The following is a 15,135-nucleotide window of genomic DNA, read 5'->3' as shown; positions in this document are numbered from 1 at the left end:
CTGTGGTTGCGCCTTCGTGACTTGCTCACCTGGATCAGCCCACGATCGTTTCTCAAAACTGCCCTGTGCGTCAGACCTCCCTCTTTCACTCCCAATCATGAGCGACTAATGAGCGACGCTACAGAATCAAGACTCCAAACGGAAGCGTTTTTGCGTAATCAGGAACAACAGATCGCCGGGATTTTAGCCAAACTTCCGGATCTGATTTCTCGATATGATCGCGCCCTTCGCTATCTTTATGTGAGTCCCGCGATCGAACACATCACTGGGGTTGCGCCTCATCAATTTATCGGCAAGACACACCAGGAAATGGGAATGCCGCCAGAAGTGGTCACGGTGTGGAGAAAAAATCTACAAACGGTGTTTGCGACCGGACAGGAGCGATCGGCGCAGTTTAAGTATCCAGGGATCAATGGGGTGCGATATTTTGATGCGACCCTGATGCCCGAATTTGGGGCGGATGGTTTGGTCGAGACGGTTTTGGTGATTAGTCGCAACATGACCGATCTCCAGCGCGCCGAAGAAAAATTAGCCGTCAGTCAAGAATTTTTGTCACTCGCTCAAAAAGCCGGAAAGATTGGCAGCTTTGATTGGAATGTCAAAACGGGAATCAGCCGATGGAATGAGCAGCTAGAAGAGATGTTTGGGTTTGCGGCGGGCAGCTACGACGGCAGATATGAAGGATGGCGCGATCGCGTTCATCCAGACGATATCTCTAGAGTCGAACAGAGCCTTCAAGAATCCATGCAGCAGCAGATTATGGATTGGCAAAGTGAGTACCGAGTGTTTCGGGCTGATACAGATGAGTTGCGCTGGGTAAATGCGAGAGGACAAGTTTTTTACAGCGAGTTAGGAACACCCGTGCGAATGATTGGGGTTGTGATCGATATCAGCGAACGTATGCGCGTCGAAGACGAACGCAAACAAGCAGAAGAAGCCCTACAACAAAGTGAACTGCTATTTCGCAATCTGGCGGATACGATGCCGCAAATGTTTTGGATCACGCGACCCGACGGCTATCACGAATACTACAACCAACGCTGGTATGAATACACCGGAGCCAGCCCCGAACAAACAGAAGGGGAAGGCTGGAGTACGATTTTGCACCCCGATGATGTCGAGAGAACGGTTCCCATTTGGCAAGAATCATTGAGGACGGGAGAATTTTACAATGTCGAATATCGATTTAGACGCGCTTCTGACGGTCAATATCGCTGGCACATCGGGCGAGCCTTTCCTCTGCGAGATGAAACCGGACAAATTATCAAATGGTTTGGATCTTGCACCGATATTCACGATCAAAAATGTGCCATTGAGGAGCGCGATCAAGCGTTAGAGCGAGAGCGATCGGCCCGCGCCCAGGCCGAAACCGCCAACCGCATCAAGGATGAATTTCTCGCCGTCTTGTCTCACGAATTGCGGGCAGCTTCGCTGTGCCGAAGGCAACGCCCCTCAATCCCATTCTCGGTTGGACAAAGCTGCTCAAGGGCGGCAAATGTGACGAGGCGATGCGCGATCGAGCGTTGGATATTATCGAGCGCAACGCCAAACTTCAGTCCCAATTGATCGAAGATTTGCTCGATGTTTCCCGCATTCTCAGAGGCAAACTCAAGCTGGTTTTTGCGCCCGTGAATCTAGTCACGACGATCGAAGCCGCGTTAGAAACGGTGCGGTTGTCAGCGCAGGCAAAAAACGTCGCGGTGAGATTTTTGGTGGACTCCCCAGAAACCATGGCATCAGGTGACTTTAATCGGTTGCAGCAGGTGATCTGGAATCTGCTTTCAAACGCGGTCAAATTTACGCCCGAAGCCGGACAGGTGACGATTCAACTCGCGGCTGTAGAGGCTTTGGCTCAAATCACGGTTACCGACACCGGAAAAGGCATTTCTCCCGAATTTTTGCCCCACATCTTCGAGCAATTTCGGCAGGCAGACAGTAGCACCACGCGATCGTTTGGCGGATTGGGACTGGGACTGGCGATCGTCAAACAACTCGTCGAGCTTCACAATGGCACCATTCAAGCGGCGAGTCCAGGTGAGGGAATGGGGGCGACTTTCACAGTTAAGCTTCCTTTGCTCATTAAAGAATCTACGCCTGCATCACCTCTGTCGTCTTCGGACTGTTCGACCGACCAGCCGCTTTGCGCGCTCAAAATTTTGGTGGTGGATGACGATGCAGACTCGCGAGAAATTCTCAACTTTGTGCTGCAAGAACAGGGGGCGATCGTCACTACGGTTTCTTCGGCAAGCGATGCGCTGACGGCTCTATCTCACAGTCTGCCGGATGTGATTCTCAGCGATTTGGGAATGCCGGAAATGGATGGATACAGTTTGATGCGACAGGTGCGGGCGCTGCCTCCAGAGCAGGGCGGTGACATTCCCTCTATTGCGGTGACGGCCTATGCGCGCGCAGAAGATCGAGACGAAGCGATCGCAGCAGGCTTTCACGACTATTTGACGAAGCCGACCGATTCGGTGGCGCTGGTAATGGCGATCGCAGCCCTAATCGGCGGAAACAGGTGAAGATTGCAACAACTCGGCAGTAGATTGATGTGAGGTCGATGAATTTGCTTTGTTCTCTAGTCATTTAGCGTCCTCAATCCTCTACTCTGAAGACCTTCAAGATCAAAATCTTGATTCAAAATCTTCAAACGGAAACTTTCGGGGCATCCCAAATCAGCAACTCCTCACGGGTATCTCGAACGCGCAGCAAAGAATTTTGTCGAATTCGTATCAAATTTGACAGATCAGACAAAAATCTGAATGTGGCAAAAAGATTGTGAGATTTTGCGGATTTGTGCATTGAGAAGCGCATCTTATGGGTGTGCGTTATTCTTGTTGAAAAACAAAAGTTCCTGAAAGGCTGGTTACGCTTGCTATTCCCCAATTCTTTCCTTAATTTTATTGACTCGATCGCCTTCAAAAACAGTGGGGCGATGGCGCTGATGATGGTCTGTTTTTTTGCTTCGGTGGCTCGATCGCAGGTCATTCCTGACAACACGCTGCCTAACTCGGCGATCGTCACCTTTGACGGGCAAGAATATCGCATTACCGGAGGCACGATCGCCGGAGAAAATCTCTACCAAAGCTTTGAAGAATTCTCGCTGCTGAGGGGGCGATCGGCCTACTTTGACACCGATGCGAGGACACAGACGATTATTAGTCGCGTGACCGAAAAGCCTTCTCTGATTGACGGACTGATTCGCACGAATGGATCGGTCAATCTGTTTTTGCTCAATCCTAATGGCATTACGTTTGGCGACAATGCGGCTTTAGAAGTGGGCGGATCGTTTTTTGCCAGTACTGCCCCGTTTCTCAAGTTTGAAGATAACAGTCTGTTTAGTGCTGCCAGAACTTCAGAAGCTCCATTGTTGAGTGTGAGGCTGCCGATCGGGATTCAACGCGGCGTTAGCTTACCTCAACCTCTGATCAATCGGGGAAACTTAACCACGGGACAGAATTTAGATTTGATTGGAGGTACGATCGCCAATACAGGAAATTTATCGGCAGGTAATCAACTCACGATCACGGCTTTAGACAAGGCAACTTTTGATAACAGTACGGTGAGCGCTTTTTCGGATCTGGCGATCGTCGCTGATGCCATCTTGCTCAACGGTTCTACGCTGTCTACAACGGTTCTCGCCAATCAAATTAGAAATGCTGGAAATATCTGGCTCAAAGCAGGAGAAATCATCATTTCTGATTCACAATTATTGACCACGGTGAACCAGAGCGCGATCGGAGCCGCAGGCAAAATTCAAATCGATGCCGATCGTCTACAAGTACGCCAGCAGTCTATTCTTCGTTCTGATAGCGCCAACGTATTGACTAACTCCAATACTCCAACTTCAGGAATTACTATCAACGCCAAAACGGTCGAAATTTTAGAAAAAAGTGAACTGCAAACGACCACGATCGGAAATGGGATCAGCAGTCCACTCCCCAATCAAGGGACTAATGCTGGAGCGATTGAAATTAACGCAACCGATCAAATCACGATCGCTAAAGGCAGTGTATTACTCACAGGCACAGATTTAACCGCTACAGGTAATAGTGGCGACATCACCCTCAGCGCTAACTCGATCACACTGCAAGACAACGTGATCCTGTTTTCTGTAACCAGTGGGTCGGGGAATACAGGCACGGTCACTCTCAACGCGATCGATGCCCTGAGACTCGATAAATTTGCCGTCGTCGGAACGTCAACAGGACGCGGCTCAACGGGCATCGGAGGCGATTTGAATGTCCAGGCAGGATCGCTCTTGATCACTGAGCAGTCAGGGCTAACCGCCGGAACGTCAGGTGTTAGAAAATCTGGAAACGTCAATGTCCAAGTTGCAGGCACGATTGCACTCGACAACAACAGTTTGATCACCAATTTTGTGACTTCAGCAGGGCAAGCAGATGGGGGAAATATCGATCTATCTGCCCGATCGCTCTCACTCAACGATCGTTCTCTGATCTCGACCAGCGTTTTGGGACAGTTCTCGATTATCAACGATCAGGGAGTTCTGTTGCAGACGATTTCACCCGGACAGGGCAATGCGGGAGATATTAATCTTCGCCTGGGTGATCGACTCGCTTTATCAGGAGGCAGCACGATCGCGAGTCAAACCGGGCCGGGTGTGGTGGGGGCGGGGGGCGACATTAATATCAGCAGTGCGTTACTCTCGGTCGCCGACAAAAGTTCGATTATTGCAGGCACGGCCGGATTGGGAGATGGCGGAAACATCACGATCGCCGCAGACCAAATCAAGTTGAGAGACCTGCCAACCCCAACAAATGGCATCATCGGAGGCACGATCGCCAGCGCAGTCGGCAGCCAAGCGATCGGCAACGGCGGCAATATTATGCTGACCACGGGTGCCCTCTCAATGCACGATCAAGCGCTAGTCACCACCCAGAGCAACGGACAGGGCAACGCCGGAAATATTCGAGTTACAGCCAACACCTTTGAGGCAACCAATGGCGCACAATTTCGCACCAACACTTCCGGAAGCGGACAGTCCGGAGATATTTACATCGCAGCCCGCGATCGCATCCAACTTCAAGGCAATGGAGTCGTCGAACCGCTAGCCGGGGTCATTGCGTCAGCGATCGTGCGAGGCAGAAAAATTTCTTTCCAACCGCCCCTCACCCCTCAAGACGGAGAACGAATTACGATTCCCACGTCCAGCGGTCTGCTACAAACCACGGCCCAGAAGGTTTCGGAGATTGGCACGACTCAAACGGGACTGTTTGCCAGCACGTCAGCCAGTGCGACGGGAGCCGGGGGAAACGTCTTTATCGAAACCCCTCAACTCACCGTCAACAATCAGGCGATCATCTCCATCAGTAATTGGGGCAGTGGACAAGGCGGAACGCTGGTGATCAATTCAGACAACATAGAATTGAATCGGGGCTTATTACTCGCCAGCACGCTACAAGGAAAAGGCGGAAGGCTCTCGGTCAACGCAAACAATCTCACCCTCGACAACAGCTTGATGATTGCGACAACCGATAGTTTCGACGGGGCAAACGTCACGCTTTCGATTCGCGATTGGCTGTTGATGCGGCGAGGCAGTCAGATTACAGCACGGGGCTACGACGCGGGCAACGGCGGCAATATCGACATTCGAGCAGGCTTTATTGTGGCAAAACCGTCCGAAAATAGCGACATCAGCGCCAACAGCTTTCAAGGACGCGGCGGCACTATTCGTCTGAACGCCCGATCGATTTTAGGGCTAACCTCTCGATCACAATTAACACCCTTCAGCGACATTACGGCCAGTTCAGATCTCGGAATCAATGGCGTTGTGACGATCGACACCTTTCCGCTTGATCCCAGTCAAGGAACGAATCCCCTGCCCAATGAGATTATTGATGTGACTCGTGACGTGATTCAAACTTGTGCGCCGCGATCGCGACTCAATAGCTTTGTGACGGCCGGACGAGGCGGCTTGCCCCCGACACCGAGAGAAGGGATACAGGGAGCCGGATGGATCGATTGGAGGACTGAGCAAACGACAACCTCAACCCCTTCGACGATCGCGACTCCCGTTCCGACCCCTTTGATCGAGGCCACAGGCTGGAGGATCGCCCCTGATGGTTCAGTGAGTTTGATCGCCACCGAGACTTCTGTGAGTCAGTCCCCTATCAATTGTCAGTCTGCTCAGTCAGTAGGTCATTGAGAAGTATGTGGATGTGGATACGATCGAGGTGTCTTTTTTTCAAAAGGCTGCTTAGAAAGGTGCCTCTGGGACTAATTCTCTGTTTTTTGGTGGGCGGCACAATTCCAGGAACGGCGCACATGGCGATCGGCATTCCGGTCTCGGTGCCTGCGGTTTCAGTCCAGCCGCTCATTCAGATGGGGCAAACGCTCTATCAGACAGGTCGGTTTTTGGATGCGGCCAACGTCTGGGAAACGGAGGCAAATCGCCTGCACCGATCGGGAGACACCTCCAATCAAGCCCTGATTTTTAGCTATCTGGCGCTCACTTATCAGCAGCTTGGCCGCCAACTGCAAGCGACTCAAACGCTACAACAAGCGATCGCGTTGCCCGCTTCTCCACTCACTCGCGCCCAAATTCTCAACACTCAGGGCCAACTCTATCTGACGCAAGGCCAGCCCCAGGCGGCTCTCAAAACCTGGCAACAGGCAGAAAACCAGTATCGACGCGTGAAAGATTCGACGGGCACGATCGGCACCCAACTCAATCAAGCCAAAGCGCTGCAAGCACTGGGATTTTATCGTCGCGCCCGCACCCAACTAGAGCAGATCGAAGCGGCGTTGCAAAACGAGTCAGAGTCTTCGCTCAAGGCGGTGGCTTTGTTAAATTTGGGCAATGTATTGCGGGTGTCGGGCGATTTGGCTGCGTCAGAAAGAGTCTTGCAGAAGAGTCTGGCGATCGCTCAACGCATTCGATCGCGCCCCGATATGCAAATTGCCTGGTTAAATTTGGGCAATACCGCAGAGGCAAAAAATCAGCAGACAGCGGCTCTGATGTTTTATGAACAGGCGGCCGCAGCAGACAGTCCCGTTAGACTTCAGGCCCAACTCAACCAGCTTGACCTGTTGATCGAGTCAGAAACCTTGTCAGAAACCTTGCAGGAAGATCGGACGACTCAAATCCAACGACTGTTGACGCAAATTCGATCGCAACTCGACCCCTTACCGTCCAGCCAAACCGCCATCTACGCCCAAATCAATCTGGCACAAAGCTTGATGAAATGGGTCAATCTCAACGAAACCTCCGCTGAAGTAGCCCGCGCCTCCGACCTCAAATCAGTCGCTCAACTGCTGGCAAAGGCCATTCAGCAAGCCAAAAGCCTGGGAAATCTCCGGGCGCAATCCTACGCAACAGGACGACTAGGACAGCTTTATGAGCAGATTCAACAATGGTCAGACGCAGAATCGCTCACACGAGAGGCACTACTGTTATCAGAAATTATTCACGCTTCAGATATCACCTATCAATGGCAATGGCAACTCGGAAGAATTCTCAAAACAAAAGCCCGCTTAAATCAGATTGGGAATGAAGACGACTACACTTTAGCGATCGCCTCTTACACTCAAGCAGTCAACACGCTGCAACTGTTAAGAAACGATCTGGTGACTGTCAGCGAAGATGCTCAGTTTTCATTTCGAGAAAAAGTCGAACCTGTGTATCGAGAGTTAGTCGATCTGCTGCTACAACAGTCCAATTCGGCTAGCGCTGAGATCGAGCAGGACAATTTAAAACAGGCCCGATCGCTGATCGAGTCACTCCAATTGGCCGAGTTGGCCAACTTTTTTCGAGAAGCCTGCGTGGATAGCCAACCTCAGCAAGTCGATCAGATCGATCCCCAAGCGGCGGTGATTTATCCCATTGTTTTAGTCGATCGCTTGGAGGTGATTTTAGCAATTTCGGGTCAGCCGCTGCGCCACTATGCCACCCAAGCTTCCCAGACTCAAGTAGAAGACACCGGGCGACGAATGCGGCAGTCTCTACGATCGACCTCCTTTGCTCAAGAACGACTGCCGATCGCTCAAGACCTCTATTCCTGGCTGGTCAAACCTGCCCTGACACATCTGGCTCATTCTCAAATCAAAACGCTGGTGTTTGTGTTGGATGGGGTACTGCGAGATTTGCCTATGGCCGCGCTCTACGACGGCAACCAGTATCTAATTGAGCAATATCAAGTTGTCGTGACACCGGGTTTGCGTCTATTTGGAAGACAGACGACTCATCCCCAGATTCGAGCGCTGATCGGCGGACTGAGCCAGGGAAACACCACCTTTGCGCCCCTGCCCGGAGTCAAACAAGAAGTCATAAGAATTGGTCGCCTGCTCACCTCAACCGTGCTGCTTGACGAAACCTTTACGACCCAAACTCTAAAATCTAAACTCAAAACACAGCCTGTTTCAGTCGTCCATTTAGCCACTCACGGCGAATTTAGCTCCAAAGCAGAAGACACCTACATCGCTACCTGGGATGGCCGACTTAACGTCAAGGCGCTAGACACTCTGCTGACAAACCGCGAATATCTGAATCTGCCCTCGATCGACCTACTCGTCTTGAGTGCTTGTGAGACAGCTAAGGGCGACAGACGGGCCGCTTTGGGATTGGCAGGCGTGGCGGTGCGATCGGGAGCCAGCAGCACCCTGGCCACCCTCTGGCAGGTCAACGATCAATCCACGGCCGAATTTATGGTGCAGTTTTATCAAGCGTTTGCCAAATCTAGAGTCAAAGGAGAAGCGGTGCGATCGGCGCAGCTACACCTCCTCAAACAGCCCGCCTTCAATCATCCGTATTATTGGGCACCGTTTGTTTTAATCGGCAACTGGTTATAAACACTGAGCGTAACAAAAGACTGCCGTAATCCTCAGGATAGCCTTGAGGCAGAGTTCACAGAACTAAAGAAAATTGCTCCGTAGGAATCTGAAGATTCTTCATCAAAGCTTTAGATAATTAATAGAATAATTGCCTAAAACCTCAGCAATTACACTGAGTAGACACTGATAAAGTACAGAGTAGCTTTGAGTCACACGCCCCTTAATCGACGGCAGTAAAATTATCCGCTTTCTCCCGCCAAGCGCCTCTCAAAAAATTGAGGGCTGGCAGGGTCTCAACGCTTCCCGCTCCGTCGCTCAAGTCGCCCAACGCTGCAAGCTCGTCTTTCTTTCCTCAAGCTCTGCTTCTCTGCTAAATGACGATAACCTTCTGTTTGCAAATCATGACTACACTTCGCCGTATTGCTACCTGCCTATCGTTATCCGTCGCTCTAGGTTTCTACTCAGGGAGCCAACTTAAAGCTGTCGCGCAAATCGAACCCCCTCCTGGACAAGGCTCTCCCAACGGCACAGCAGGCGGTGGTTCACGCACCAGTTCGACCTTCTGTGTACGATCGCCCAATCCGACCAGCCGCTTGATGGCGCTCAGTCCCAAAGGGCAAATGGCACTCACGTCCAGCGATCGACCCGATTTTTGGATCTACCTTCCCAAGACGACGGCCCAAATGGTGGAATTGAGCGTTTTTGATGCAGAGATGAATGGCATTTATCAAACGCTGGTGCCGATTTCAACAAAAGCGGGGCTAGTGAGTCTACGGTTGCCTTCAGAAGCGCCACAACTCAAGCCAGATCAGCCCTACTACTGGACAGCCGCCCTCGTGTGCAACCAGAACGATCGCACCTCAGATTGGGTCGTCGGTGGCTGGATCAAACGCATCCAACTCGATCCCTCGGCCCAAGAAAGGTTAGCGACTGCCAAAGCCAGCGATCGCGTGTCCCTTTATCTATCACAAGGTCTGTGGGTTCAAGCCTTCTCCCTATTGACTGAGCTTCGTCAAACCCAACCCAACAATGCTCACCTTGCGACCGTCTGGACAGAGCTACTGCGATCGGTCGGTCTAGAAGCGCTCACCGAAGTCATCGTGTCTCAAACTAAATAGTCTCAAAAAATAAAAAGCCACTCAAGGAATGGTAATAGGTAATAGGAACAGCCAATGAGGACGTGCTGAATGCACAATGGTGAAAGCAGGGGCTAAATATCCAAATTCACCGCTGAATGCTAGTAGATGCATCTTCCTCAATGAAGGCCCTGTTCTCTAGAGACTATTGACTGACCTATGTGGAAACCGCTCAAAGAGCGCATCGTCCAGGGACAGCGCATCGGACTGATTGTTTTTGGTGTGGCGGGTGCCGCGATCGCCTTGCAACTCACCGGAGGCTTGCAGCTACTGGAGTGGGCCATTCTCGATCAGTGGTTTCGGCTGCGCCCACCAGAAGCCGGAGCGTCTCGTGTGGTCGTGGTGACGATTAACGAAACGGATATTAGGAATCTCGGAGCCTGGCCCCTCTCTGATCAGACGTTGGCCACCCTGATCCAAAAACTTGATCATCAGCGGCCCAGAGCGATCGGACTGGATCTATACCGAGATCTGCCCGTCGAGCCAGGACGACAAGCGTTACTCAAAGCCTTTGTCTCAACGCCTAACTTATTTGTGATTGAGAAAGTGGTCAGTGGGGCAGACGGCCCGGCAATCAAAGCCCCCGTTGGACTAAAGAGCCGAGACCAGGTAGCAGCCAGCGATTTGGTACAGGACGGCGATGGCAAAGTGCGGCGGAATCTGCTCTCTGTGCGGGTCAATCGTAAATCCCCTGACAACCAGCCCAAACCCCGAACAACGCTGACTCTAGGCGCAAAGTTAGCCCTCGCCTACCTAAAGGCTGAAAACGTTTTGCCTCAGCAAAATCCCGATGGTCAACTCCGGTTAGGAAAAGCTAACTTAGTGCCGCTACAAGCTTCTGAGGGGGGCTACGTGCGAGCCGATGCGGGCGGCTTTCAGATCTTGTCTAACTTTTATCGCTATCGAGCCGGGACACCAACCGTTTCGCTGACTCAGGTCTTGAATGATCAGGTGCCAGCTAATCTGATGCGCGATCGTCTCATCGTCGTGGGGTCAATCGCCGAAAGTGTGAGCGATCGCTTCTATACCCCTTTTACAACAGATTCTCAGTCTGCCTGGTCTGGGGTCGAGATTCACGCGAATGTAGCCAACCAGCTTTTGAGTGCGGCGTTAGAGGGTCGGCCGCTGCTGCGGGGCGTTCCTGAGTTACTAGAGTGGGGCTGGATTTTGGTTTGGTCGGGCGTGGGGGCGGCCTTGGGTTCACGGCTGTTTTCGCTGCGCTGGACGGTCTGCGCCATTGGTCTGATTGGCATCAGTTTGGGAGGCAGCGCTTATCTGTGCTTTTGGCTGGGGTGGTGGGTCGTGGTGGTGTCGCCGGGGCTGGCGTTGGTTGGGTCGGCGTTGCTCAGTCGCGGACTCTTGATGTGGACTGATTTGAAGGTTTCGCACCAATCTTTAGCAGAGTATTCTAGAACCCTGGAAATCAAAGTCCAAGAGCGGACTCAAGAACTGCGAGAGAAAAATCTGGCTCTAGAAAACGCCAAACAGCAAGCAGAAGCGGCTAATCGCGCCAAGAGTGCATTTCTAGCCAACATGAACCATGAATTGCGAACGCCTTTAGCGATTATTCTGGGTTGTAGTGAAATTTTGGGCTACGACCAATCGCTCAATACTCGCCAAAAAGAACGACTGGTGACGATCGACCACAGCGTGCAGCATCTTCTCAAACTGATCAACGACGTCTTAGAAGTCTCCAAAATCGAGGCGGGTGTCGTCGCCCTAGAAGTGGAACAGGTTGACCTCTGGGAGTTGCTCAAAACGCTAGAAGAAATGTTTCGTCCGCAAGCCACACTCAAGGGGTTGACGCTGACCTTTGACCTCGCGCCCGATCTGCCCCACCGGATCGAAACCGATGCCAATAAGCTGTCTCAGGTGTTGATCAATCTGCTGAGTAATGCGTTTAAATTTACCGATCGCGGCAGTGTCAGTTTGCGAGTAAAGGTAGGGTGCTGGTCTCGACCTATGGAGAGTGAGCCGGAAAGCGTCGGATCAGACGACTCAATTGACTCCGACTTTCCCATGCCTCACACGCTTGAGTTTGAGGTAGAAGACACTGGATATGGAATTTCTCCAGCAGAAATGGACAAACTGTTTGAGGCGTTTGTGCAGACTGAGGCAGGACGAAAATCTAAGCGGGGCACGGGGCTAGGATTGGCCATCAGCCAGCAGTTTGTCAAATTACTGGGCGGTGAGATTTGTGTAGAAAGTACGCGCGATCGCGGGTCATGTTTCTCCTTTGGCATCAAAATTCCTGGCTAGAGGGTCAGTTCGACAATTTTTTCGCTTCGTTGCCTGGCACGTCTGCCTCCCAAGCTGCCAATTCTGAGAGACTTTAAGGGATTTGCGGTGAAAGGCTCCGCACTGGTAGAGAATTTAGGGACGGACTGAACTGACCGCAGCGAGCGGTTTTATGGAATTTACCTTAAGGCACGGTTCTCCGAACTTCTCGATCGAAAGGTTATTTCAGAGAGTTTGCTAGAATTGAGGAGCGATTCACTACGGGCACAAAGTTTGATCGGGTAGGGGTGTAGAAGAGCCGTTGAGCGCACCGTTGAGCGCAGTCGGGCGGCAGAAAACACAGTCTGTCAGGCAGCCCTTAGATAGGGAACTCGATTCACGACCCTCTTCACGACTAGAGAAAACGGATCGAAGCATTTAGCCTTCTCCTGCGGACTGTTGACGTTAGGCGGTCTTTCTCTGTGTCAACGGGGTTCAATTTTTGAGACCTCTCCAACCTTTGCCCCCGACACTTTACAATCAGTAATACTGCCAGAGCCAGGGAACAGGATTTCTTGATATTCCGAGTGATTGAAATCCACCTGTACTGACTACACAAGAGGCACCTGTCTCTGAGTAGCGCTTGCAGGAAGTCGCCCACGGTTTGTCGCATTCAATCTACAGAGCAACTATGAAAGACCTCACTCGTTATCGAAACATCGGCATCTTCGCCCACGTCGATGCTGGCAAAACCACCACAACCGAAAGAATCCTGAAGCTGACTGGCAAAATCCATAAAATTGGTGAGGTTCACGAAGGCGCAGCGACAACCGATTTTATGGCCCAGGAGCAAGAGCGCGGGATCACGATTCAATCCGCTGCGACGACTTGTTTTTGGAATGACCACCAACTCAACATTATCGATACTCCCGGACACGTCGATTTTACGATCGAGGTTTACCGTTCTCTCAAAGTGTTGGATGGGGGAATTGGGGTGTTTTGTGGTTCCGGTGGGGTCGAGCCGCAGTCAGAAACCAACTGGCGCTATGCCAACGATTCTAAGGTCGCTCGGATCGTGTACATCAACAAGCTCGATCGTACGGGTGCCGATTTCTATCGCGTCGTCAAACAAGTCGATAAAGTGTTGGCGGCCAAGCCGATGGTGATGGTGCTGCCGATCGGTGTCGAAGAACAGTTCAAAGGTGTGGTCGATCTGCTGACTCGCAAAGCCTGGACTTGGGATGATTCTGGCGACCCGATGAGCTATCAGATTACCGAAGTGCCTGCGGATATGGTCGAGGCCGTCGAGTCTTACCGCGAACAATTGATTGAATTAGCGGTCGAGCAAGACGACAACCTGATGGAGCAATACCTGGAAGGCGAAGAGCCAAGCATCGAAGACCTGAAGCGCTGCATTCGGAAGGGCACTCGCGACATGGCGTTTTTCCCGACCTACTGCGGTTCGTCCTTTAAGAATAAGGGCGTTCAGTTGGTGCTGGATGCGGTCGTGGACTATTTGCCCAACCCAATGGAAGTCAATCCGCAGCCCGAAGTCGATCTGGACGGGGAAGAAACGGGCAATTTTGCCATCGTCGATCCGGCTAAACCGCTACGGGCGCTGGCCTTTAAGATCATGGACGATCGCTTTGGTGCCCTGACTTTCACGCGCCTCTACTCTGGTACTTTGTCTAAGGGTGACACCGTTCTCAATACAGCGACGGGCAAAACTGAGCGGGTCAGCCGTCTAGTTGAAATGCACGCTAACTCTCGCGAAGAAATCGAATCGGCTCAAGCGGGCGATATCATTGCGATCGTCGGCATGAAGAACGTGCGGACGGGTCACACCATCTGCGATCCCAAGAATCCGGCAACGTTGGAACCGATGGTTTTCCCGGAGCCTGTGATTTCGATCTCGGTCAAACCCAAGCTCAAAGGTGGGGAAGAAAAGATGGGAGCCGCTCTCACCAAAATGGTGCAGGAAGATCCCTCGTTCCACATGATGACCGATGAGGAAAGTGGCGAAACGATTCTCAAAGGTATGGGTGAACTTCACCTTGACATTAAGGTAGACATTCTCAAGCGCACTCACGGCGTTGAAGTCGAAGTGGGCGAACCTCAAGTCGCCTACCGCGAGTCGATCACCAAGCGTGTCGAAGATGGCTACATTCACAAGAAACAGTCGGGTGGATCGGGTCAATATGCCAAGATCAACTACATTGTTGAACCCGGTGAGTCAGGAAGCGGCTTCCAGTTTGAGTCCACGGTGACAGGCGGGACGGTGCCGAGAGAGTATTGGCCAGCCGTACAAAAAGGCTTTGAAAGCTGTATTGACAAAGGCGTGTTGGCGGGTTTCCCCTGCATGGACTTGAAGTTCACGCTGACAGAAGGTGGTTTCCACCCGGTTGACTCATCGGCGATCGCCTTTGAAATCGCAGCTAAATCTGCTTATCGGCAAACCATTCCCCAAGCCGGCCCTCAGTTGCTTGAGCCGATTATGAATGTCGATGTGTTCACACCTGATGACTACATGGGCGACGTGATCGGGGATCTCAACCGTCGGCGCGGCATGATGAAGTCTCAGGAAACCGGACAAACTGGGGCCCGCATCAAGGCTGATGTGCCGTTGAGCGAGATGTTTGGCTACATTGGCGACCTGCGAACCATGACTTCTGGACGCGGACAGTTCTCAATGTCGTTTTCTCACTATTCGCCTTGCCCCAGCAACATTGCCGAAGAAGTGATCAAGGAAGCGAAAGAGCGTCAAGCTGCTAAGTAGCGTTGTTGAGTGGTGAATGTGGAACGGTTAATTCTGGATTCTGCATTCATCATTCCCGCAAAGACGAGAAATAAATGACGAGAAACATTAGACCGAGGATATTAGACGAAGATTCAATCTTGCCCTGTCTAACGTCCAAGGTCTTTTGTTTTTAACGTAAATTCGATAGAGTTTTTTCGCTTCGGTATTTAACGCTTCTGCCCCCCAACCCCC

7 protein-coding genes are annotated in these 15,135 nt (G+C 51.7%); all 7 read left to right on the top strand.

Going from position 1 to position 15,135, the window contains the following annotated elements:
* Positions 1-108 precede the first annotated feature (108 nt).
* The 7 genes from ACKFKF_RS24835 (at position 109) to fusA (ending at position 14,922) form a co-directional block, all read left to right on the top strand.
* A complete protein-coding gene (locus ACKFKF_RS24835) occupies positions 109-1,566 on the top strand; it encodes a PAS domain-containing protein (protein WP_446870139.1) in 1,458 nt (485 codons plus the stop codon).
* Positions 1,461-2,522, top strand: coding sequence for an ATP-binding response regulator (locus ACKFKF_RS24830; RefSeq protein WP_446870153.1), 1,062 nt, complete (start codon positions 1,461-1,463; stop codon positions 2,520-2,522). Before ACKFKF_RS24835 ends, ACKFKF_RS24830 begins: the two co-directional genes overlap by 106 nt.
* 299 nt (positions 2,523-2,821) lie before the next feature.
* Entirely contained in the window at positions 2,822-6,169 is a 3,348-nt protein-coding gene (locus tag ACKFKF_RS24825; RefSeq protein WP_446870138.1) for a two-partner secretion domain-containing protein, read from the top strand.
* Positions 6,170-6,228: 59 nt separating this feature from the next.
* Positions 6,229-8,811 carry a CHAT domain-containing protein gene (locus ACKFKF_RS24820; RefSeq protein WP_446870137.1) on the top strand — a complete coding sequence of 861 codons (2,583 nt, stop codon included), beginning with the start codon at positions 6,229-6,231 and terminating at the stop codon, positions 8,809-8,811.
* Between the two features lie 383 nt (positions 8,812-9,194).
* Complete coding sequence (locus ACKFKF_RS24815; protein ID WP_446870136.1) at positions 9,195-9,911, top strand: DUF928 domain-containing protein; 717 nt, start codon at positions 9,195-9,197, stop codon at positions 9,909-9,911.
* Between the two features lie 177 nt (positions 9,912-10,088).
* A complete protein-coding gene (locus tag ACKFKF_RS24810; RefSeq protein WP_446870135.1) occupies positions 10,089-12,188 on the top strand; it encodes a CHASE2 domain-containing protein in 2,100 nt (699 codons plus the stop codon).
* Between the two features lie 649 nt (positions 12,189-12,837).
* Positions 12,838-14,922: an elongation factor G gene (fusA, locus tag ACKFKF_RS24805; RefSeq protein WP_446870134.1), complete on the top strand. Its 2,085-nt coding sequence runs from the start codon at positions 12,838-12,840 to the stop codon at positions 14,920-14,922.
* The last annotated feature ends 213 nt before the right edge of the window (positions 14,923-15,135 follow it).

The organism is Phormidesmis sp. 146-12, from assembly GCF_052939495.1.
This window is presented reverse-complemented; position numbering and strand designations above follow the sequence as displayed.

What these genes read in the sequence shown, in the direction of transcription:
- fusA (WP_446870134.1), top strand. Translation starts at nt 12,838, where the DNA reads ATGAAAGACCTCACTCGTTATCGAAACATCGGCATCTTCGCCCACGTC.
- ACKFKF_RS24810 (WP_446870135.1), top strand. Translation starts at nt 10,089, where the DNA reads ATGTGGAAACCGCTCAAAGAGCGCATCGTCCAGGGACAGCGCATCGGA.
- ACKFKF_RS24815 (WP_446870136.1), top strand. Translation starts at nt 9,195, where the DNA reads ATGACTACACTTCGCCGTATTGCTACCTGCCTATCGTTATCCGTCGCT.
- ACKFKF_RS24835 (WP_446870139.1), top strand. Translation starts at nt 109, where the DNA reads ATGAGCGACGCTACAGAATCAAGACTCCAAACGGAAGCGTTTTTGCGT.